Below are 20,664 nucleotides of genomic sequence, written 5' to 3' on the forward strand. Positions count from 1 at the left end.
AGGGCGAGGAAGGGCCATCGCCACCACTGCTCCGTCTGCGTCTCCCGTCTCACGTCTCCCGTCTCCCGGCTTTTCATGCCAGCGCGATCTGTTCGCGCATGGTCGCAATTGTAGCCGCGTAGTCGGGGGCGCCAAAAATGGCGGAACCGGCCACAAAGGTGTCGGCACCCGCGGCGGCGATCGCGCGGATATTGTCGGTCTTGACCCCGCCGTCGATCTCCAGCCGCACCTCGCGGCCGGTCTCGGCGCGATGGCGGTCCAACAGCGCGCGGGCCTCGGCCAGTTTCTTCAAGGCCGACGGCAGAAAGCTCTGCCCGCCAAAACCCGGATTGACCGACATCAGCAGCACCACATCGACCTTGTCGAGCACGTAGGTCAGCGCATCCAGCGGCGTCGCCGGGTTGAACACCAGCCCGGCTTTGCAGCCGGCGTCGCGGATCGCCTGCAGGCTGCGGTCCACGTGACGCGTGGCTTCCGGATGAAAGGTGATCACGTCGGCGCCGGCCTTGGCAAAGAGCTGTGCCAGCGCATCCACCGGCTCGATCATCAGGTGTACGTCAATCGTCGCCTTGATGCCGTACTTCTTCAGCGACTCGCAGATCGCCGGGCCGAAGGTGAGGTTGGGCACGTAATGGTTGTCCATCACGTCGAAATGCACCCAGTCGGCACCCGCAGCGATCACCGCGGCGACGTCGTCGCCGAGGCAGGCGAGGTCGGCAGACAGGATGGACGGCGCGATCAGCGGGGGCAGGGTGGACTTGGGCATCCGCACAGTTTCCGGCTTCGCCCATCCGGATTCCAGTGGCCCGGTGCGGTGGTCGGAAGCCAGAAGCGTTCAACGCAAAGGCGCAAAGGAAGAAGGTGAAGCAAAGGACGCAAAAATCAGATTTTTGAAGCTCTCATCTTTGCGTCCTTATTTTTTCCTTTGCGCCTTTGCGTTGAGATGGTGTTCACACCCGCAAGGCCGCTCAGTCAGTGCCAGCGCTGCGCCCCGAAGCCAGTGCCGCCACCGCCGCCGGATGACCCTGCTCCGCCGCGAGGCGCAGCCAGCGTTGGCTGTCAGGCAGGCTGCGCGTCTGGCCGCGCCCGGTGCGGAACATCACCGCCAGCGCGTACTGCGCATCGGCGTCACCGGCTTCGGCGGCCTGCGCGAAGCGCCGCGCCGCCTCGGCCAGATTCTGCTCCACGCCGCGGCCCGCTTCGTACATCCAGGCCAGCCGGGTTTGTGCGGTGATGTGACCGGCCTGCGCCAGTTCTGCGTAGCGCGCGGCCGCCTGCGCGTGGCGGCCCTCGCTGCTCAGTCGCTCGGCCTGCTGGAACGGCGTCAGCTCCGCATCCGGCGAATCCATGGCGGTCAGCATGTCGGCGGCATCCTGGTCGCCGGCTTGCGCAGCCTGGCCCAGAAAATGTCGCGCCTTGTCTGGATTCTTTTCCAGCAGTTCGCCGGTGGCGTAGAGCAGACCGAGCCGGTACTGCGCCTTGAAATTGCCCGAGGTTGCCGCGCTGGTGTAGAGCGCCTCGGCCTTGTTCATATCGCGCGCTTCGCCCAGTCCGTCCTCGGCGAGCACGCCGAGGTTGAACAGCGCATCGCCGTTGCCCACCTCCGCCAGGGTTTCCCACACCGTGCGCGCGGCGGCGTAGTTGGCCATCTTGAATTCGGCATAGGCGCGGTAATTGCCCAGTGCGGGATCGCGCAGCCAGTCGCTGCGATCCCCTTCCTGGGCGCCGGCAAGGCCGGTCCACAGGCCGAGCCAAAGCACGCTGATGCCCTTGAGGGTGGGGGTCATGTCTGGCCTCCTCGCGGCCGCAGGCGTGCGCCACGGTAGCGCACTATCCGGCGCCGGTCGCCGCGCCCACACGCCTCACAGCATCTGCTGCTGCTGGGGGTCGGGCTCCCATTCGAACTTGGGCAGGGCGTCGCGGAACACCCGCTCCAGCTCCTCGCCCCAGGCTTTCTTGAGCGCCGCGTAGTAGGGCGTATCCAGGTCCAGGCGCAGCTTGTGGGTCACCCGCAGGGCGTCGCGCGGCACGATGGCCAGATCCAGCGGCGGGCCCACGGTGAGGTTGGACTTCATGGTGGAATCCAGGCTCACCAGCGCGCAGCGGGCGGCGTCCTCCAGGGTGATGTGGGTGCGGATGATGCGGTCCAGGATCGGCTTGCCGTACTTGCTTTCGCCGATCTGCAGGTAGGGCGTCTCCGGCGAGGCGGAGATGCAGTTGCCCTCGGGGTAGATCAGGTAGAGCGCCGGTTCTTCGCCCAGGATCTGTCCGCCCAGGATCAGCGTGGTGCGGAAATCCACGGTGTTCTGCCCCGCCTGCAGTGCGGATTCCCGCTGCGCCCGCACCGACAGCCCGCCGACGTACTCGGCGACGTCGTACATATGCCGCAGCTTGAGCAGGCTTTGCGGGGCCTCGGGGTTGTCCAGGTCGCGCTGCAGGTTGGCCATGATCCACTGCGTGGTGGCCAGGTTTCCGGCAGACAGCAGGATGTAGGTGTACTGCCCCGCTTTTTCGAACACGTGCATCTTGTTGTACGTGCGCACGTCGTCCACCCCGGCGCTGGTGCGGGTATCCGCAGCGAAGACGAGACCGTTGTCGACCTTGATCGCGCAGCAGTAAGTCATGGGGCGACGAACACCGGAATGGGGATGACAGAGTACCCGAGGGCCGAGTGCCGTCGCAGCAAGTTGCGCGCCAGCGCGGTTGTTGGGGGTGTCGCGCCTAGGCACACTCATGGTTGTTTTGCGGAGCCTTCGTCGTGATCCCCAGTCCTGGCAGTTTCCACCCACGCCCACCTTACGGCAGGCTCGCGGCCGACCTCAGGGCCGCTGCCGCGGCCGGACGGTAAGCCGGTGCAATCCGACTTCATCGACATTCGCGGGCTGCGCTATCACGTGCGCCGCTGGGGGCCGCCGGACGCACCCATGGTGTTCGTGGCGCACGGCTGGATGGACGTATCCGCCACCTTCGAGCCGGTCGCCGAAGCGCTGATTCCGGCGGTGCAGGTGCTGGCACCGGACTGGCGCGGCTTCGGTCTCACCCAGTGGAGCGAGCAGGGCTACTGGTTCCCCGACTACGTCGCCGATCTGGATCGGCTGGTCGAGCATTACGCCGCGGAGCGGCCGGTTGGCCTGATCGGCCACAGCATGGGTGCGCAGATCGTCAGCCTGTATGCCGGCCTGCGGCCGCAGCGGGTCGAGCGCCTGGCGATCCTGGATGGACTGTTCCTCGCCGACGGCGACCCGTCGTCGCTGCCGCTGCGCTTTCGCAACTGGCTGGACGCCGCCCGCCAGCCGCTGGAGGCGCCGTCCTACGCCAGTTTCGAAGCGCTGGCCGAGCGCGTCGCCAGGCGCCATCCGCACCTGGACGAGGCACGTTGCCTGTTCATCGCCCGGTGTTGGGGCGCGGCCGATGAGGACGGTCGCGTGCGCCTGCAGTCCGACCCGCGTCATCTGGTGCAGATGCCGCGCACGTACTGGCAGGCCGAATCCGACGCCGTATGGGCGCAGATCACCGCGCCGACGCTGTTCGTCGATGCTGGACGCTCGGCCTTTCGCAACAGCCTGCCGCGCGAGGAAGTCGAGCGGCGCCGCGCCCTGTTCCGCCGGCACCGGGCGGTGACCATTGAGGATGCCGGCCACATGCTGCATTTCGAAGCGCCGCAAGCCCTGGCCGCGGTGCTGGCGGATTTCCTGCGCGATCCCGACGCCGCATGAGCGTCGGCGATGTCGTCAGCGCGGTCTATGTCGGCCGCGTGCAAGCCCTGCCGGGCGACGGCCGGCCTACCGCCATCTTCAAGCAGGCGGTGCACGGACCCGCCCGGCTGACGGTGATCGGCCTGGACGGCGACGCCCAGGGCGATCCGCGCGTGCACGGCGGACCGGACAAGGCATTGCATCAGTTTCCGGTCGCCAACTACGCGCGGCTGGCCCGGGCCTTTCCCGACCTCGCCGCGCAATTCGTGCCCGGCGCCATGGGCGAGAACCTGTCCACCGAGCACGCCGATCAGTCCAACGTCTGTATCGGCGATGTCTACGCACTCGGCAGTGCGCAGGTGCAGCTGTGTCAGCCGCGGCGGCCGTGCTGGAAGATCGATGCCCGCTTCGCGGTGGAGGGCATCTGCGCCTGGGTCGATGCCAGCGGCCTGACCGGCTGGTACTACCGTGTGCTGCAGGCTGGCCAGGTGCAGGCGGGCGATCGGCTGCGCCTGCTGCAACGCCACCCCGAAGCGCCGACCGTGGAGCAGTTCCTGAACCTGATGCGTGCGCACCGGCCGCAGGTCGCCGAGCTGTTGCGGATCGCCGCCCTGCCGGGCCTGAACGCCACCTGGGCCGAACGATTGCGCACCCGCGCGCGCTGGCTGCACGACAATAGCGTCGCCGACAGCCCCCCGGCCGACACATCGTCGCGCCCTTGACGCACCACCCCAGTCACCACCCAGTCCCGACATGACCGGCTATACCGACCGCGATCCGCCCCAATACGACGGCCCCAGCAAGACCCAGGTCAAGCAGCAGATGCTCGACCTGCAGGAGATCGGCGTGGAACTGCTCAAGCTGTCCGGCGCCCAGCTTGCCAACGTGCCCATGGACGATCGCCTGCGCGCCGCCCTGCGCGAGCACGGCCGCATGCCCACCCGCGAGGCCAAGCGCCGCCACATGCAATTCATCGGCCGGCTGCTGCGCGAAACCGACGCCGAACCCGCGCGCCAGGCGCTGATCGACATCCGCACCGGCGAAGCGCGCGTGCTCGCCCACGCCGAGCGCTGGCGCGAAGACCTGCTGGCCGCCGACACCGCGATGACCGACTGGATTGCGCGCTATCCGCACAGCCAGATCCAGCCCCTGCGCAACCTGGTGCGCAAGGCCCGGCGCGAGCTGGCCGAACTGGAGGCGCTGCAGCCCGAAGGCGGCGCCCTGCGCAGCAAGAGTCGCGCCTACAAGGAACTGTTCCAGGTGCTGCGCGGCGTGCTACGGGCCGCGCCGATGCTGCTGGACGCGCCCGAAGACGACGGCGCCTAGCCCGCGTTGCGCGAGGCCGGCACCGCGCCGCACGCATCGAAGCGAATCGAATCGCGTCGTGCTTGTCGCGCACCTTGCGTGCGTCGTGCAGCCAGATCACCGTTTCCACGGCTTCGCGCTGGGCATGCCGACGAAAAACGCACGATGAAATGCCCGACCTGCCCCGGGGGCTCGAAGGGGTCGGCGCGGATCACGCCGCCGCGTAGTCGATGACCCGCAGGCCGTCCACCTGGCTGAATTCGCGGACGTTGCCGGTCAGCACCGGGAGGCCGCGCTCCAGCGCGGTGGCCGCAATCCAGAGATCGTTGGCGCCCACGTGATGTTGGGTCCGGCGCAGAAGCGCAAACGCCTGCGCGTAGCGGTCGAGCGTGTCTGCGGTGGGTAGCGCCAGCGGGAAGGGCGCCAGGAACCCGGCGACGCTCGCGAGATCGTGCTGCGCGTAAAACGCGCCGGCCATGAATTCGGCCTTCGCTATCCATGGCATGACGATGACGGTGTCGCCATTGGCATCGAGAAAGCGAGCTTCGATGCTGCGCTCTCGCTCGCGCCACAGGCCGACCAGAAAGTGGGTATCTAGGAGGTAGCCCATGGGTCGCGCCAGTTGCTCGGGTCGCGCAAATCGGCGGTGGCCTCGTCCATGAGCCGAGCTTGTTCGTCGGTCAGCGGTGGGAGTTCGCGCACGGCCGCCAGGATCTCCGCCGCGGTTCCGCGCTTGGGCACCACGCGCAGGATGACCTTGGAGAACGAATCCCTGGGCGAGGTCTTGAGCGCGGCAAGGCGCTCATAGGCGTCTTCGGTGAGGGTGATGGTCTTCATCGCCGCGAATCTCGCTTTAATGCATGAGTGCACGATAGCACGAGTCATGCAGTTGTTAGTCTTGTTGAAAGCGACACCCATCCCTGTGCAGGCCGATGTCCGGCACTCCGGCAAAATGGCGCGATGAAACTCCCCGACTACCCCGTCGGCGCCGCGCTGCCGGCGTTGCGCCGTGCCCTGGCGGGTCCGGGCCGCGCGGTGCTGGCCGCGCCGCCAGGCTCGGGCAAGACCACGGTGGTGCCGCTGGCGCTGCTCGACGAGCCCTGGCTGGCCGGTCAGCGCATCGTGATGCTGGAGCCGCGCCGGGTGGCGGCGCGCGCTTCGGCCGCGCGCATGGCGCAGCTGCTGGGCGAGGCGCCGGGCCAGACCGTCGGCTACCAGATCCGTTTCGAGCGCCGAGTGTCGGACGCCACCCGCATCGAGGTGGTGACCGAGGGGCTGCTCACGCGTCGCCTGCAGGCCGACGCCGAACTGCCCGGCGTCGGTCTGCTGATCTTCGACGAGTTCCACGAACGCAGCCTGGACGCCGACCTCGCCCTGGCCCTGAGCCTGGATGTGCGCGCCAACCTGCGACCCGAGCTGCGCGTGCTGGTGATGTCGGCCACCCTGGACACCGAGCGGGTGTCGGCGCTGCTGGACGGCGCGCCGATCATCGAGGCCGGCGGTCGCCTGTTTCCGGTGGATCTGCGCTACCTGCCGCAGAAACCGGACCTGCGCCTGGACGAGGCAATGACGCAGGGCGTGCTGCGCGCACTGGCCGAAACCTCGGGCGACGTGCTGGCGTTTCTGCCCGGCGCGCGCGAGATCCGCGCCACCCAGCGGCGGCTGGAACACGGCGTGCGCGACCTGGCGGTGTGCCCGCTCTACGGCGAGCTGGGTTCGGTCGAACAGGACCTGGCGCTGAGCCCGGACGCGCAGGGCCGGCGCAAGGTGATCCTGGCCACCAACATCGCGCAGACCAGTTTGACCGTGGAGGGTGTCACCACCGTGGTCGACGGCGGCTATGTGCGCGCGGCGCGCTTCGATCTCGGTGCCGGCGCCAATCGGCTCGACACCTTGCGGGTGTCGCGCGCCTCCGCCGACCAGCGTGCCGGCCGCGCCGGGCGCCTCGGTCCCGGTACCGCGTATCGCTTGTGGAGCCAGGACCAGCACGGTGCGCTGGCGGCGCATGACAGCGCCGAGATCCTGGCCGCCGATCTGACCCGGCTGGCGTTGGAACTGGCGCTGTGGGGCAGCCGCGACCCGGCCGAACTGCAATGGCTGGATCCACCCGGCGGTGCGCATTGGGCTTATGCGCAGGACCTGCTGGCCGCGCTCGGCGCGGTGGACGGCGAGCGGCGCATCACCGCACACGGCCGCGCGCTGGCGCGGCTGCCGGCGCCGCCACGGCTCGCCCATCTGCTGATGCTGGCGCGCGAACAGGGCGTCGCCGCCACCGGGGCCTGGCTGGCCGCGACCCTGGACGCGCGCGATGCCGATCGCAGCATCGATCTGCTGCCGCGCGTGCAGCAGGCGCGCGCCGGTCGCGGCGATCCCGCGCAGGTGCGGCGACTGGGCGATTCGGTGCGTCAGTACCTGCGCCTGCTGGGTCAGGATCGCCCGAGCTCCGACGCCGGTGACGACCGCACCGAGACTGTCGCCGAACTGGTGTCTCTGGCCTTTCCCGAGCGCCTGGCCCGGCGTCGCGAGGGTCTGCGCGATGCCGGCCGCGGCGCGCGCGACGTCGCCTTTCTGTGCACCGACGGCGGCGAAGCGCGCCTGCCCGAACACGATCCGCTGTCGCGCAGCCCGTGGTTGGCCATCGCGCACTGGGAGCCAGGTCCGCAGCGCCGTATCCGCCTGGCTGCGGCGCTCGACGAAGCTCAGGTGCTGCGTGCCCACGCCGCCCGCATCGTCAGCCTGCGCGAGGTGCGCTGGGATGCGCAGCAGCAGGTCGTGATCGCCGAACAACAGCGCCGACTCGGGGCCATCGTGCTGTCGGCACGCCGCATCGCCGATGCCGGCGAAGCCGGCCGCGCAGCGATGATCGACGGCATCCGCAGCCTGGGACTGCAGGCGCTGCCATGGACCGAATCGGCACGCCAGTGGCAGGCGCGGGTGTTGAGCCTGCGCGCCTGGCAGCCGCAGGCCCACTGGCCGGACGTCAGCGACGAAAACCTGCTCGCGACCCTGGAAAGCTGGCTGGCGCCCTACCTGGACGGGGTGACGCGGCGTGCGCATCTGGACGCGCTGGACCTGCCCGGCATTCTCCACGGCCTGCTCGACTACGACGCCCAGCAGCGCTTGGCGCGGCTGGCACCGACGCATCTGGGCGTGCCCTCGGGCCAGCGCCGCGCCCTGCACTACCAGCCGCCGGCGGCACCGACACTGGAAGTGAAGCTGCAGGAAATGTTCGGCAGCGCCGACACCCCCAGCGTCTGCGAGGGTCAGGTCCGCGTGGTGATGCATCTGCTGTCGCCGGCCCAGCGGCCGGTCGCGGTCACCCAGGACCTCGCCGGGTTCTGGGCGCGCGGTTACCTGGAAGTGCGCAAGGATCTTCGCGGTCGCTATCCGCGCCATCCCTGGCCGGAGGATCCGCGCGTGGCACAGGCCACGCATCGCGCCAAGCCGCGCGGGACTTGATCGGGCGACAATACGACCCCCAGCCGGTCCGCCTCGACGCCGCAATTCATGAATTCGATCCACCTGCGCCAAGCTGTCTCCGCCCTGCGCCGTGGCGGCGTCATCGCCTATCCCACCGAAGCGGTGTGGGGGCTGGGTGCCGACCCCTGGAACCAGCGCGCCTGCATGCGTCTGCTCGATCTCAAGCGCCGCGAGTGGCAGAAGGGCCTGATCGTGGTGGCGGCCGACGCCGCTCAGCTCGAACCCTTCATCGACGTGCCGTCGAAGACCGTGTGGAAGCGTGCGGCGGTGACCTGGCCGGGCCCCAATACCTGGGTATTTCCCTGCAGCGCGCGCACGCCGGAATGGATCAGCGGCGACCAGGATTCGGTGGCGGTGCGGGTGTCTGCGCACGACACCGTGCGCGCGCTGTGCTTGGCCTTTGGCGGTGCGCTGGTGTCCACCAGTGCCAACCCGGCCTCGCGCCCGCCGGCGCGCTCGGCCACCCAGGTGCGCCTGTATTTTCGCGACGCGCTGGACGCGCTGCTGCCCGGCACCCTGGGCGGCATGGACAAACCCACCTCGATCCGCGACGCCATGACCGGGCATATTCTGCGGCGATGAGTATTGCCGAAGCCGATCTACCCGACGTGCCCTCGGTCGAAGCCTGGCTGCGGGGCTTGCAGGACCGCATCTGCGCTGCGCTCGAGGATCGCGACGGCGCTGCGCGTTTCCGCTCCGACACCTGGCGCAAGCCGCCGGACAGCACACTGCGCGGCAATGGCGACACCCGCATCCTCGAAGGTGGCGCGGTGTTCGAACGCGCCGGGGTGGCGTTGTCGCTGGTCGACGGCGACCGCCTGCCGCCCTCGGCCACCGCCGCGCGGCCCGAATTGTCCGGACGCGGATTTCGAGCCATGGGCGTATCGCTGGTGCTGCACCCGCGCAATCCTTACGTGCCGACCACGCATCTCAACGTGCGCTACCTGGTGGCAGAGAAAGCCGGAGCCACGCCGGTCTGGTGGTTCGGTGGCGGCTACGATCTCACGCCGTATTACCCGTTCAAAGAGGACGCGGTGCACTGGCATCAAACCGCCCGGGACGCTTGCGATGCCGTCGGCGATTCGATCTATCCGCGCCTGAAACAACACTGCGACGAATACTTTTACCTCAAGCACCGCGGCGAGACGCGCGGTATCGGCGGCCTGTTCTGCGACGACTGGAACGAGAACGGATTCGCCGCCAGCTTCGCCCTGATCCGCGCCATCGGCGACAGCTTCCTGCCGGCCTACCTGCCCATCGTTGAACGGCGAACCCGTACGCCCTACGGTGAGCGCGAGCGCGACTGGCAGTTGCTGCGCCGCGGCCGCTACGTGGAATTCAATCTGGTGTGGGATCGCGGCACCCTGTTCGGTCTGCAGTCCGGTGGCCGCAGCGAATCGATCCTGATGTCGATGCCGCCCGAAGTGCGCTGGCGCTACGACGCGCAGCCCGAACCGGGTTCGCCGGAGGCGGAGCTGCTCACCGATTACCTGCATCCGCGCGACTGGCTTTAACGCGCAAGAATCACGCAAGGGCGCAAAGAAAAGCTTAAAGACCACCGAGACGCAAGGAAAAATTGACCTTGTTTGCGTCTTTGCGCTTTCCTTAGCGCCTTTGCGTGATTCTTTTGACGTCGCTGTTGAGGAACAAGGGTCATGACGCTCACCGAACTCCGCTACCTCGTGAACCTGGACAAGGAACGCCACTTCGGCCACGCCGCCGAGCGTTCCTTCGTGTCGCAGCCGACCTTGTCGGTGGCCATCAAGAAGCTCGAAGAGCAGCTCGGCGTGACCCTGTTCGAGCGTGTGCGCGGCGAAGTCAAACCCACGCCCATCGGCGAGCGCGTGGTGCAGCAGGCCAAGCGCGTGCTGTCTGAAGCCAAGCTGCTCGAAGACCTGGCGCTGGAAGGCCAGGACGAACTCAAGGGTCCGCTGCGCTTCGGTGCCATCTACACCGTCGCGCCCTATCTGTTGCCGCACCTGATCCCGATCCTGCGCAAACTCGCGCCGAAGATGCCGCTGGTGATCGAAGAGAACTTCACCGCCAAGCTGATGGAGCAGATGCGCGACAACGAACTCGACGTCGCCTGCGTCGCCATCCCGATCGAGCAGCAAGGACTCGCGGCCTGGCCCTTGTTCGACGAGGATTTCGTGGTCGTGCTGCCGGCCGATCATCCATGGGCGCAGGATGCGCAGATTCCGGCGCGCCGGCTGGCCGAAGAATCGCTGCTGTTGCTCGGCCCCGGGCACTGCTTTCGCGATCAGGTCATCGAGGCCTGTCCCAAGTGCATCGACCCCGACGCATCCGGTCCGCAGCCGCATACCGGTAGCAGCCTGGAGACCATCCGGCACATGGTGGCCGGCGGCCTGGGGCTGACCGTGCTGCCGCGCTCGTCGGTGGAGAATCGCCCGGTGGAGGAATCGCCGCTGCTGGTGGCGCGCCCGTTCGCCGGCAAGGCGCCGTCGCGGCGCATCGCGCTGGTGTGGCGCAAGACCTTTCCGCGCTTCAAGGCGATCGAGGTGTTGCACAAAGCCATCGTGGACGGGCCGCTGCAGGGGGTGAGCTTTCTGCCCGACGCACCTGTTGCCGAAACCTGATGTCGCCGGATTCGGGCGCGGGCCCAATCCCACTTTCGCCGCAAGTTCAGGCCGGGATGCGGGACTCCGCCCCAGGCTCACCCCGACGGCGACCGGTCGGCCGGGCCCCGAGCAGGGCGGCCACATGCGCCTTCGGACGCCGACGCGCCTCGCGCAGTCGCGCCAGGGTGGCAACGGCCTCGCGATCCTGCAGCGTGCGGATCATCCCGAATTGCTCGTCCAGCAGGCGCAGCACCGGGCCTTCCGGCGTATGTTCCAGCGCTACATGACCTGACTTGCGCAGGGCGTCGATTCCCACACCCAGATCGGTCTTGCGCAACAGGGTGTGCGGCCAGTCTTCGGCCAGGGCGCGCAGCGGAACCGTGCATCCCTGCTGCACGTCACGCGCCGCCAGCAGACGGTGGATGGCGTAGCCGATGGTCTTGGGCGTGATGTTCATAGCAATGCTTCGCGAGGATCGAAAGCAGGCCGCGCAATCATAGTGCGTCGTGATCGCATCCGGCTACCGCAAATATTTACCGATCTGATCGTCACGTTCTGACCCCACCCCTCAGCCGAACAACATCTCCAGCCCCACGCACAGCAGCATGAAGGCGAACCCCAGTTGCAGGTGTCGCGGCTTGAGGCGGTGCGCCAGGCGCGCGCCCAGCGGCGCGACCAGGGTGCCGATCACGGCGAGCGAGAAAAACGCGCTGACGCTGACATAGCCGAGCGCGGGGTTCGGTACCCCGGCGGTGCCCCAGCCGGCCAGGATGTAGCCGATGGCGCCGGCCCAGGCGATGGGTATGCCGCCGGCGGCCGCGGTGCCCACCGACTGACGCAGTTCGAAGCCGCGCAGCGCCAGGTACGGGCCGGTCAGCGAACCGCCGCCGATGCCGATCAGCGACGACAGCAGTCCGATCAGGCCGGAAGCGGTTCCCAGTTCCAGTGGCTGCGGCGTACGCAGGCGCGCCAGCACGCCGAACTTGTAGTCCAGCGCCATCTGCAGCGCGATCAGCAGGCTGCTGACGCCGACCAGCCGGCGTAGCGCCAATCCGGGCAGGGCGTCGGCGACGAACGCTCCGACGGCCGCGCCGATCGCCAGGCCGGGCGCGAACCAGCGCAGCACGTCCCAGCGCACGCCGCCGCGGCGATGGTGGGTGAGCGTGGAGCTGATCGAGGTGGCGGCGATCACCGCCAGCGAAGTGCCCAGCGCCACGTGCATCACGATGTCGGCGGGCACGTCCTGGGTGGGCAGGATCAGCGCCAACGCCGGCACCATGATCATGCCGCCGCCGATGCCGAACAGGCCGGCGAGCACGCCCGCCACCGCGCCGGTCAGCACAAAGATGAGGAACAAATCCATGAGCCCAGGGGTCCGCACTGGGCGTGTCAACATGCCGCGCCCGTCAGTGCTTCTTACAATGAAGCCGCGCATCCTAAGGCTATCCCCGTCGCCATGCTCCGTATCGTCGTTCCCGTCATGGCCTGGCTGCTGTCGTTTGCCGGCCATGCCGCCCCCGATCCGTTGGCGCCTGTCCGCGCCGCTTTTCAGCAGGCGCTGGAAGCAGTGCCGCGCGGCCCCACCACCGAGGCCGATCCGGCGGCGCTGCGCGAGTACCCGCTGTATCCCTATCTGCAGGCCGAACGCCTGCAGTGGCGGCTCGCGCGTCCGCAGCCCGACGCCGCAATAGAGACCGAAGTCGCAGCCTTCCTGACCCGCTATGGCGACGCGCCGTGGACTCGGCGCCTGCGCACCGCCTGGCTCAAGCAACTGGCCGAGCGCAAGGACTGGGCACGCTTCGAGGCGCATTATCTGGACGCCCGCGCCGACACCTCGCTGCGCTGCCATCATCTGAACGCGCGCATCGCCGCGGGTGCCGGCGCCGAACTGTTCCCATCGGCGCTGGAGATCTGGCGCACTGGCAGCAGCCTGCCCGAGTCCTGCACCGACAAGATCGACTGGCTGCGGGCCCAGGGCGCGCTCACGGTGGAGGAGATCGCCACCCGCACGCGCCTGGCGCTGGAGGCGGCCAACCTCGGCCTCGCCCGGTATCTGATCAAGCTGCTGCCCGAAGCGCAGCGCGGCTACTACCAGCTGTGGGTGGACGTGCTGGCCAATCCGGCAGCGCATCTGGATCGCGCCTACGCCCAGAACCTGGAGCCGCGTGCGATCTACGATGCCTTCGCCAAGCTCGCACGTAGCGACCGCGACAGCGCGCGCGCCATCGTCGCCCGGTTCGAGGCGGACTGCGGTCAGCCCTGCTCCCTGCAGTCGCCGGCAACGCCGGGCGAGCTGCGCCGCGAGATCGCGCTCAACCAATCCTGGAGCCGCCTGCCGCAAACGGTCGACAGCTTTCGCCAGGTGCCGGTGGAAGCGCTGGACGAGCGTGGCTTTGAGTGGCGCGTGCGCGCGGCGCTGTGGGCGGGCGACTGGGAATTGGCGGCGCAGTGGATTGCACAGATGACACCGGAATTGCTCGCGCAGCCACGCTGGCGTTACTGGCGCGCGCGCAGCGCCGAGAAGCTGGGCCAGGCGCAGCTCGCGCAGGTCGATTACGAATCGCTGGTGCAGGACAACGGCTATTACGCCGTGCTCGCCGCCGAGCGTTTGGATCGTGCGTATCTGCCACAGCAACCCCAGCGCCCCGAATCAGAAGCCGCCCAGCTGCGCCTTGCTGCGATGCCAGGCTTTGTGCGCACACGCGAAGCTTGGTTGATCGAGCAGCCGGCCTGGGCACGCAGCGAGTGGAACGAGGCGACCGCCGATCTCGACGCGCAGCATCTGCTGGAAGCGGCGCGCGTGGCTTCGAGCTGGGGCTGGCATTTTATGGCGGTGGCCACGTCCACCCGCGCCGAGGTGTTCGACGACTACGACCTGCTGTATCCGCGGCCCGCCGCCTATCAGGCCGACCTCGTACGCGCCGCGCAACAGGTGGAGCTGCCGCCGGAGTGGGTGTGGAGCGTGATGCGCCAGGAAAGCCTGTACGACCCGCGTGCGCGTTCTTCGGCTAATGCGCGCGGGCTGCTGCAACTGCTGCCGGCTACCGCACGCAACGTGGCCAGGCGCAACGGCTTCGCCAGCCCTTCCATCGAAGATCTGTTCGACCCCGCGACCAATCTGCGACTGGGCACCGCGTACATGCGCGAGCAGTTCGAGCGCTTCGGCGCCCGCTTCGTGCTGGTGCTGGGCGCCTACAACGCCGGCCCCAACGCGGTGCGGCGCTGGCTGCCGGACACGTCGATGGAAACCGATGTGTGGATCGAGAACGTGCCGTTCAACGAAACCCGCAACTACATCCAGCGCATCGTCTGGAACAGCACCGTGTTCGGCTGGAAGGCCAGCGGCGAGCCGCAACGCATCACGCCACTGCTGACGCCGATCTCGTCGGACTTCGAGTCGCTGGCGTCCGGCGCGCCGTGAAGACCTACCTGGTCGGCGGCGCCGTGCGCGACCGTCTGCTCGGCCTGCCGGTCAGCGAGCGCGACTGGGTGGTGGTGGGCGCCACGCCCGAGGACATGATCGCGCAGGGCTACCGGCCGGTGGGCAAGGATTTCCCGGTGTTCCTGCATCCGCAGACCCGGGAAGAACACGCGCTGGCGCGCACCGAGCGCAAGTCCGGGCACGGCTATCACGGCTTCACCTTCCACACCGGTCCCGAAGTGAGCCTGGAGGATGATCTGTGGCGGCGCGATCTGACCATCAACGCCATCGCCGAGGACGCGCACGGCAGGCTGGTCGATCCGCACGGCGGTCGCCAGGATCTCGACGCGCGCCTGCTGCGACACGTCTCGCCAGCCTTTGCCGAAGACCCGCTGCGCGTGCTGCGCATCGCGCGCTTTGCCGCGCGCTTTGCTCCGCTGGGTTTTCGCATCGCCGACGAAACCCAGGTGTTGATGCGCGAGATGGTGGCGGCCGGCGAAGTCGATCATCTCGTCGCCGAAAGAGTGTGGAAAGAGACCGAGCGCGCCTTGATCGAAACCCAGCGTGCCGGCCTGCCCGCCCCCGCCTTTCCCAGCGTGTATTTCCGCGTGCTGCACGACTGCGGCGCACTGGCGCGCGTGATGCCCGAACTGGCCGCGCTGCACGGCGTGCCGCAGCGCGCCGACTATCACCCCGAAGTGGATACGCTGATCCACACCCTGATGTGCGTGGACGCCGCCGTGCGTGCCGGTCATGGCCTCGACGTGCGCGTGGCTGCGTTGCTGCACGATCTGGGCAAGGCCGTCACGCCCTCGGCCGAGTTGCCGCGACACATCGGACATGAGCATCGCGGCGTGCCGCTGGTGCGCCAGTTCTGCGAACGTCTGCGCGTACCTGCCAACGCGCGTGATCTCGCGCTGGTGGTGACGCGAGAACATTTGCTGGTGCATCGCGTGCGCGAGTTGCGCGCCATCACCCTGCTGGAATTGTTGGAACGTCTGGATGCGTTTCGCCGCCCCGAGCGTTTCGAGCTGGCATTGCAGGGCTGCGAGTGCGATGCGCGCGGGCGTCTGGGTTTCGAAAACTGTGAGTACCCGCAAACCGACTGGCTGCGCCAGGCGCGGCTGGCGGCGCAGGTTTCAAATGCCGACGTGTTAGCAGACGGTTTCAGCGGCGCAGCGGTCGGCGAGGAAATTCGTCGGCGTCGGCTGGCGCGCCTCGCCGATTGGAAACAGATCCAAGGCTGATTAATGCAGTTCGCTGGTTTCCAGGTCGGCGCAACTTGACGATGAGGATAATTCGGGGCGGGCGCTCCCCCTTCAATCTGTCGGCTCGTCTTCGTTTGAGCCCTCGCCGCCGGTTGCTTCGCAACGGGTGCAAACCACTCGGTTGCGGCCCTGCTGCTTGGCTTGATACAGGCGGCTATCCGCAATTTCCATCAGGGATTCAATTGATTCCGCGTCGTCGGGAAAGCAGGCGACCCCCACCGAGATGGTCACGGGGCCGAGCGGTATGCCACGAAATCTCAAGGCCAGTTGCGCCACGCCTTGACGAATCTCCTCGGCCTTCAGCATCGCGATATCGAGCGACGTTCTTGGCAGAACCAGGGTGAACTCCTCTCCGCCCAATCGGCAGGCGATATCGCTGGTCCGCAGGCTGCCCGACAGTTGTGCTGCAATCTGCTGGAGCACCTTGTCCCCCGCTTCATGGCCGTGGTCGTCATTGAACTTCTTGAAGTGATCAACATCGATCATCATCAGAGCAACCGAATGTTGTTCGCGTTCTGCCAAATGGAGCTCTCGCGGCAAAACTTCCTCCAGATAGCGACGGTTCACGAGATTGGTCAACGGGTCGCGAACCGATTGGGCGAGCAACTTTTCGCGAAGAGCCAAATTGGCTACTGCAAGTCCGATGCGGTCAGCCACCAGATTCAGCAGTTGCGTCAAGTGCAGCTCGTCATCCAGGTCGTGGGCGCCCTGCTTCGCGTTCACTGGCTCAAGGTACAGGACGCCAAGCGATGAGCCTTGACCACTGACCTGGACGCAGAGTGTGCGCTTGGCTTTCGCCGCGCCCTTGATGTGGGCGCAACGAAGACCAGCGTCGCCGCTGGCGTGCGTTAGCTCCCGACGCAGAGCCCAGCACTCTGCGGGACTGAACGTCTCGGGCTGTACTGGCCCGGGGCCGAACGCGGCGGTCAATTCGAGAAAGGTCCGGGATGAGTGAGTCAGGTACAGGGCTCCGGAATAATCGAGAAGCATGCGGCCGAGAAACTCGCTTATCGGGGCGCTCATCTCATCCAGGCTTTCGCAGGTCTGCATGACCGTGCTGAGGTCGCCCAGCAGCGAGATTTCCTCGTTCTGGCGCTTTAGGGTCGCCAGGCCTTTCTCGAGTCGCAGAGCGTAATCACGCAGCTCTCTTTCGGCCCTGAGACGCACGCCGACGTCCATTACCTGTGATATGAACTGCTGCGGCCGGCCTTGTGGGTCGTGCAGCACCACCACGTCCAGCTGCGCCAAAACTTCCTGACCCAGGCTGTGAAAGTAGCGCTTTTCCATCCGGTAAGACTTTGCTTTGCCATCCGTCAACAGTTTGACGTTTTCCAGATCGGCATCGAGATCATCGGGATGAGTGATCTCCTGGAAGGATTTCCCGAGCAGCTCCTTTTCGGTGTAGCCCAAAAGTCGACACAGGGAGGTGTTGACATCGAGCAGCTGGCCGTCGAGGCCGACCATTGCCAGCCCCATCGGCGCGTTCTCAAAAATCAGCCGGAAACGATGCTCGGACGCAGCCGTTTCAGCCCGCTGTCGATCCAGCAGGGCAACCGTATCAACCAGTTCTCTATTGCTGGCTTCCAGGCTGCGTTTTGACCGCCCAGCTTCATCGATGAAATTCGCTAGCTTTGGGACCAGCGACCAGAGGACGACCGCGGTTCCTGCGGAGATGGCGGCGGTTACCGCCATGATGACGGCATCAACCCGGTAAATTGGGGTGAAGAAATTGATCAGACCAATGAAATGGGTCGTCCCGCAAGCAAATATGAAAGCGCTGAACAACCACAGCACGCCGCTGTACCGCCGATCTTTCTGGCGATATGCGAACCAGCCTATCGCCAGAGGAATGGAGTAGTAGGAAATCCCGATGACGGCATGAGAAATGATGAAAGACCACAGCAGCGCCGGATCCCACAGGATGCAATAACCGTGCGGCAGAAACGGCAATGCGCTGACGCCGAGGTCGAAGATCGGTGACATGAACTGGCCTTAGGCTGCAAGCTTTCGTGCTTGGTGTCGGGCGAAAGGCCGAACGTGAACTGCATGATCGGTTCCAGCTTCGACCCGAAGTGACGAACGGTCGGTACAGCAGGCGCCGAAGTGCCCCTTGGCAGCCTATGGAACGCGCGGTTGGTGGTGGAAATTATTGTCAGGCTTGAGCGCTGGCACTCCAACAGCATTTTCAAAGGCACACCGACGCTTGAGGAAACCTGTCGGGACTGCCTGATTCGGCTACGCCGCAGAGCCTGGAGGCGCGAAAAACTTTGAGCCGTAGATCAACTGGCTACGGCGTCGGAGCGCTTCCCTGCGTTCATCCGTAGAGTCCGGTGCCGGCTGTGGGTCACTATCCGAGCGAAAAGCCCCGCTGCACACTAGGCACGGCGGGGCGAATGCTGATTTCAAGCTTATTTAAAGACCGCACCGCTCAGTTGCCGAGCCCCAAGCCACTACCACCGCCTGCGCCGCCACCACCACCGGCACCTGCGCCGCCAGCGCCGGTCACGACCACGCCCGCCACCAGGTCGCTCAGCACCCTGGTGCCGATCACGCCTTTGAGCACGCCGCCGCCGCCAGCGCCGGCACCCAGGCCAATATCGCCGACGCCATCGATCAGCTCGCCAACCGGCAGCCCACGGGCGCCGCCCAGGGTTCCGCCGACAATGCCGTCGACGCCAACCAGGCCGTTGCCGGCGCCGGCCAGCAGGGCACCGATCTTGAGTCCGGTGCCGGCGCCGGCTCCGACACCAAGATTGCCGAAGCCGCCGAGCGCACCGCCGAGGCCACTGGCGAGGCCGCCGCCAGCACCTGCTCCGGGCCCTGCAGCGTTAACCGAAGCGGCACCGAACAGGGCTGCAGCAGCGAGCAAAACAGAAATGTTTTTCATCATGACGATCTCTCCGTAACTTTGAGTTGAGTGGGCACTGCAGACTGTGGAAGCGCAGGTTTGCGAAGACGTATTCGGGTGAACGTCGTCGTCGCTGCGCCTGTCTTCCGCAGCAGGTCGCAGGTGCATCGGCGTTTGCGTTGAAGTCGCCAATGCGGCCGTCGATGTCCTGTTCCCTGGGTTGCAATATCGGCGGCATGGGATCAACCGTTTGCGAGGTGTCTCGCAGATCACAGCGCTTTGTTGCGAATCAGCGCGCGCTGGTTTTCAATACTTTTTTCGCAGGCAAAACCAAAAACCCCGCGGACCTTGCGGTCCGCGGGGCAGGTTCACGCAATCGCAGATAGCGCGTCAGCGCTTACAGCGCTGGCAGTTGGCCGACCACACCGTTCACCACACCGCCCACGACGGGCACGCCATTGAGGCCGGTCAGTGAGCCACCCACCGAGCCACCGACGCCAGGCACGCTGCCCAGCCCGGGTACGCCACCGCCAGCGACTCCCGAGACCAGCTCACCGACGACGGGCAGGCCGTCCAGTCCGGGCAGGCCACCTCCAACCGCGCCTGCCAGCATGCCGCCGACGTTGGTCAATCCATCCAGGCCGGGCAACGCGCCGCCGCTCAGCATTCCGCCCACAACCGGCAGACCATCCAGGCCCGGCAGCGCGCCGCCACCGATGCCGCCGGAGGCGCTGCCGAGCATGCTGCCGACCACCGGGATGCCGGCGAGCTGACCGTTCGCGGAGCCCAGCACGCCGCCCACGACGGGCAGGCTGCCGAGCGCGGGGAGACTGCCGACCTGGCCGCCCACATTGCCACCGATGCCGGCGACCACGCCTGCCAGCGTGCCGCCGACGACCGGCACGCCACCCACTGCGCCCGCGACCGAACCCACCACGCCGCCGGCGACGCCGGCAGCTTGTGCCGACATGGCACCGAACAGCGCCGAGGCAGCGACCAACAGGGAAATTTTGCGCATGGTTCCATCCTCCACAAGTATTGATTGATTAAAGACGTGTCTGAAAAGTGCATCGCGTGTCCCGCAAGGCACGGTCTTCAAGCGCGTTTCAAGTCGTTCTTGAAGGTGTGCTTGCCGGGCAACCGATGGACCTAGACTTGCGCAAGCCGGACCCAACTGAAGAGCAGCTTCGACGAGCGGCGCGTCGATGCCGACGGCGAGGATCAGCGGTGGTTTCAGGCAGACGGGTGAACCCGTTGCGGGCTCAACGGGCGTCGTGCAGCGCCCAGTCGTAGTCTTCGCCGGCAATGCGGTGGATGCCCTGCAGTTGTGCCGCCAGTTCCGGCTCGGCGTAGCGGCGCAGATGTTCGATCACTTCGGCGTCGTTGCGGCCGAAGTCGTGCTTGTACCAGGTGTAGAGGCTCGACACGTAGAGACGGCCATCGACCACTTTCACGCCGCGCGAGTGATTCACGTAGGCACGCGCGCCGGCCTCCAGCAATGCTTCAGTGTTGGAGGCGGTGTACGGTTCGCGCGCCAGACTCGGGCAACCCACCGACCCACAGTTGACCGCGTAGTGCAGGCGCGGGTCACGCCAGATCGGTCGCAGGATGCGGTGCTCGATATCGTCCAGAGACAGTGACTCGTCCTCCACCTTCATCACCCGCGCGCCCCAGGGCCCCTTGGCGAAGAAGCCCGGCGAGATGGAGATGTCCAGAATGCTCTTCACCGGATAGCGGTCCAGCACCAGCTTGAGTGTTTGTGCGTTGTAGAGGTTGATCCAGTACGCCCGTTGTTCTTCGCGGCGCAGGGTGGACACCGGCGTGCGCTGCAACTGGTCCAGGTACACGCGCAGAAAGCCGCTGTCGTCGACACTGACTTCGCGGTACTTCACACGGTTGATGCCGTCGGCCGAGGTCACCACGTAACGCTGCAGAAAGCGCGCCCACAGCTCATGGTTGAGTACGCGCGTGGAGTTGGCGTCATGCCGCGTCCAGCGTTCCCACAGCTCGGCTTTGGGCGCGGCGACGACCGCACTGGAAGCGCCGACCATCAAGACCACGGCGAAGC

The 20,664-nt window shown here is 66.9% G+C and carries 20 protein-coding genes; 9 read left to right on the forward strand and 11 right to left on the reverse strand.

Going from position 1 to position 20,664, the window contains the following annotated elements; genetic code table 11:
* Positions 1 to 73: 73 nt before the first annotated feature.
* The 3 genes from rpe to ACOOHP_RS15275 all read right to left on the reverse strand — a co-directional run bounded on the left by rpe (position 74) and on the right by ACOOHP_RS15275 (position 2,624).
* A complete protein-coding gene (gene rpe / locus ACOOHP_RS15265; protein WP_420467343.1) occupies positions 74 to 766 on the reverse strand; it encodes a ribulose-phosphate 3-epimerase in 693 nt (230 codons plus the stop codon).
* A 202-nt stretch (positions 767 to 968) separates the two neighbouring features.
* Complete coding sequence (locus tag ACOOHP_RS15270; RefSeq protein ID WP_420467344.1) at positions 969 to 1,787, reverse strand: tetratricopeptide repeat protein; 819 nt, start codon at positions 1,785 to 1,787, stop codon at positions 969 to 971.
* 75 nt (positions 1,788 to 1,862) lie between these two features.
* A complete protein-coding gene (locus tag ACOOHP_RS15275; protein WP_420467345.1) occupies positions 1,863 to 2,624 on the reverse strand; it encodes a peptidase in 762 nt (253 codons plus the stop codon).
* 228 nt (positions 2,625 to 2,852) lie between these two features.
* Here ACOOHP_RS15275 and ACOOHP_RS15280 point away from each other — a divergent pair, with 228 nt between their 5' ends.
* The 3 genes from ACOOHP_RS15280 to yjgA are packed head-to-tail and all read left to right on the forward strand — an operon-like array spanning position 2,853 to position 5,021.
* Positions 2,853 to 3,716: an alpha/beta fold hydrolase gene (locus ACOOHP_RS15280; protein ID WP_420467346.1), complete on the forward strand. Its 864-nt coding sequence runs from the start codon at positions 2,853 to 2,855 to the stop codon at positions 3,714 to 3,716.
* Entirely contained in the window at positions 3,713 to 4,417 is a 705-nt protein-coding gene (locus tag ACOOHP_RS15285; protein WP_420467347.1) for an MOSC domain-containing protein, read from the forward strand. Before ACOOHP_RS15280 ends, ACOOHP_RS15285 begins: the two co-directional genes overlap by 4 nt.
* A 31-nt stretch (positions 4,418 to 4,448) precedes the next feature.
* Positions 4,449 to 5,021 carry a ribosome biogenesis factor YjgA gene (yjgA, locus tag ACOOHP_RS15290; RefSeq protein ID WP_420467348.1) on the forward strand — a complete coding sequence of 191 codons (573 nt, stop codon included), beginning with the start codon at positions 4,449 to 4,451 and terminating at the stop codon, positions 5,019 to 5,021.
* A 190-nt stretch (positions 5,022 to 5,211) separates the two neighbouring features.
* On the opposite strand, the gene ACOOHP_RS15295 is transcribed toward yjgA, so the two are convergent.
* Positions 5,212 to 5,610 (reverse strand): type II toxin-antitoxin system VapC family toxin, encoded by a 399-nt coding sequence (locus ACOOHP_RS15295; RefSeq protein ID WP_420467349.1) that lies wholly within the window; start codon positions 5,608 to 5,610, stop codon positions 5,212 to 5,214.
* Entirely contained in the window at positions 5,595 to 5,837 is a 243-nt protein-coding gene (locus ACOOHP_RS15300) for an antitoxin VapB family protein (RefSeq protein WP_420467350.1), read from the reverse strand. The genes ACOOHP_RS15295 and ACOOHP_RS15300 overlap by 16 nt, the downstream gene beginning before the upstream one ends.
* Before the next feature lie 123 nt (positions 5,838 to 5,960).
* Here ACOOHP_RS15300 and hrpB point away from each other — a divergent pair, with 123 nt between their 5' ends.
* From hrpB to ACOOHP_RS15320, 4 genes are all read left to right on the forward strand, one after another.
* Positions 5,961 to 8,459 carry an ATP-dependent helicase HrpB gene (gene hrpB, locus ACOOHP_RS15305; RefSeq protein WP_420467351.1) on the forward strand — a complete coding sequence of 833 codons (2,499 nt, stop codon included), beginning with the start codon at positions 5,961 to 5,963 and terminating at the stop codon, positions 8,457 to 8,459.
* Between the two features lie 48 nt (positions 8,460 to 8,507).
* A complete protein-coding gene (locus ACOOHP_RS15310; protein WP_420467352.1) occupies positions 8,508 to 9,062 on the forward strand; it encodes an L-threonylcarbamoyladenylate synthase in 555 nt (184 codons plus the stop codon).
* Positions 9,059 to 9,994 carry an oxygen-dependent coproporphyrinogen oxidase gene (gene hemF, locus ACOOHP_RS15315; RefSeq protein ID WP_420467353.1) on the forward strand — a complete coding sequence of 312 codons (936 nt, stop codon included), beginning with the start codon at positions 9,059 to 9,061 and terminating at the stop codon, positions 9,992 to 9,994. The genes ACOOHP_RS15310 and hemF overlap by 4 nt, the downstream gene beginning before the upstream one ends.
* 141 nt (positions 9,995 to 10,135) lie before the next feature.
* A complete protein-coding gene (locus ACOOHP_RS15320; RefSeq protein WP_420467354.1) occupies positions 10,136 to 11,077 on the forward strand; it encodes a LysR substrate-binding domain-containing protein in 942 nt (313 codons plus the stop codon).
* 46 nt (positions 11,078 to 11,123) lie between these two features.
* Here the strand turns inward: ACOOHP_RS15320 and ACOOHP_RS15325 are convergent, their stop codons facing one another.
* Both ACOOHP_RS15325 and ACOOHP_RS15330 read right to left on the reverse strand, forming a co-directional pair.
* The gene (locus ACOOHP_RS15325) at positions 11,124 to 11,516 is read right to left on the reverse strand and encodes a hypothetical protein (protein WP_420467355.1); all 393 of its coding nucleotides are present in this window, start codon (positions 11,514 to 11,516) and stop codon (positions 11,124 to 11,126) included.
* A 111-nt stretch (positions 11,517 to 11,627) separates the two neighbouring features.
* Positions 11,628 to 12,422 (reverse strand): sulfite exporter TauE/SafE family protein, encoded by a 795-nt coding sequence (locus tag ACOOHP_RS15330; RefSeq protein ID WP_420467356.1) that lies wholly within the window; start codon positions 12,420 to 12,422, stop codon positions 11,628 to 11,630.
* A gap of 93 nt (positions 12,423 to 12,515) precedes the next feature.
* On the opposite strand from ACOOHP_RS15330, the gene ACOOHP_RS15335 reads away from it, so the two are divergent.
* Together ACOOHP_RS15335 and ACOOHP_RS15340 are read left to right on the forward strand one after the other, a co-directional pair.
* Entirely contained in the window at positions 12,516 to 14,480 is a 1,965-nt protein-coding gene (locus tag ACOOHP_RS15335; protein WP_420467357.1) for a transglycosylase SLT domain-containing protein, read from the forward strand.
* Positions 14,477 to 15,727, forward strand: a complete 1,251-nt coding sequence (locus tag ACOOHP_RS15340; protein ID WP_420467358.1) for a multifunctional CCA addition/repair protein — start codon at positions 14,477 to 14,479, stop codon at positions 15,725 to 15,727. The genes ACOOHP_RS15335 and ACOOHP_RS15340 overlap by 4 nt, the downstream gene beginning before the upstream one ends.
* Positions 15,728 to 15,799: 72 nt before the next feature.
* Here the strand turns inward: ACOOHP_RS15340 and ACOOHP_RS15345 are convergent, their stop codons facing one another.
* The 4 genes from ACOOHP_RS15345 to ACOOHP_RS15360 form a co-directional block, all read right to left on the reverse strand.
* Positions 15,800 to 17,731, reverse strand: coding sequence for a diguanylate cyclase (locus tag ACOOHP_RS15345; RefSeq protein ID WP_420467359.1), 1,932 nt, complete (start codon positions 17,729 to 17,731; stop codon positions 15,800 to 15,802).
* Between the two features lie 445 nt (positions 17,732 to 18,176).
* Entirely contained in the window at positions 18,177 to 18,638 is a 462-nt protein-coding gene (locus ACOOHP_RS15350) for a hypothetical protein (RefSeq protein ID WP_420467360.1), read from the reverse strand.
* Positions 18,639 to 18,993: 355 nt separating this feature from the next.
* On the reverse strand, positions 18,994 to 19,614 hold the full coding sequence (locus ACOOHP_RS15355; protein ID WP_420467361.1) for a hypothetical protein: 621 nt from the start codon (positions 19,612 to 19,614) through the stop codon (positions 18,994 to 18,996).
* A 244-nt stretch (positions 19,615 to 19,858) separates the two neighbouring features.
* Complete coding sequence (locus ACOOHP_RS15360; RefSeq protein ID WP_420467362.1) at positions 19,859 to 20,647, reverse strand: DUF547 domain-containing protein; 789 nt, start codon at positions 20,645 to 20,647, stop codon at positions 19,859 to 19,861.
* Positions 20,648 to 20,664: the final 17 nt, after the last annotated feature.

It is taken from the genome of Panacagrimonas sp., from assembly GCF_965216805.1.
Classification (GTDB): domain Bacteria; phylum Pseudomonadota; class Gammaproteobacteria; order Nevskiales; family Nevskiaceae; genus Panacagrimonas.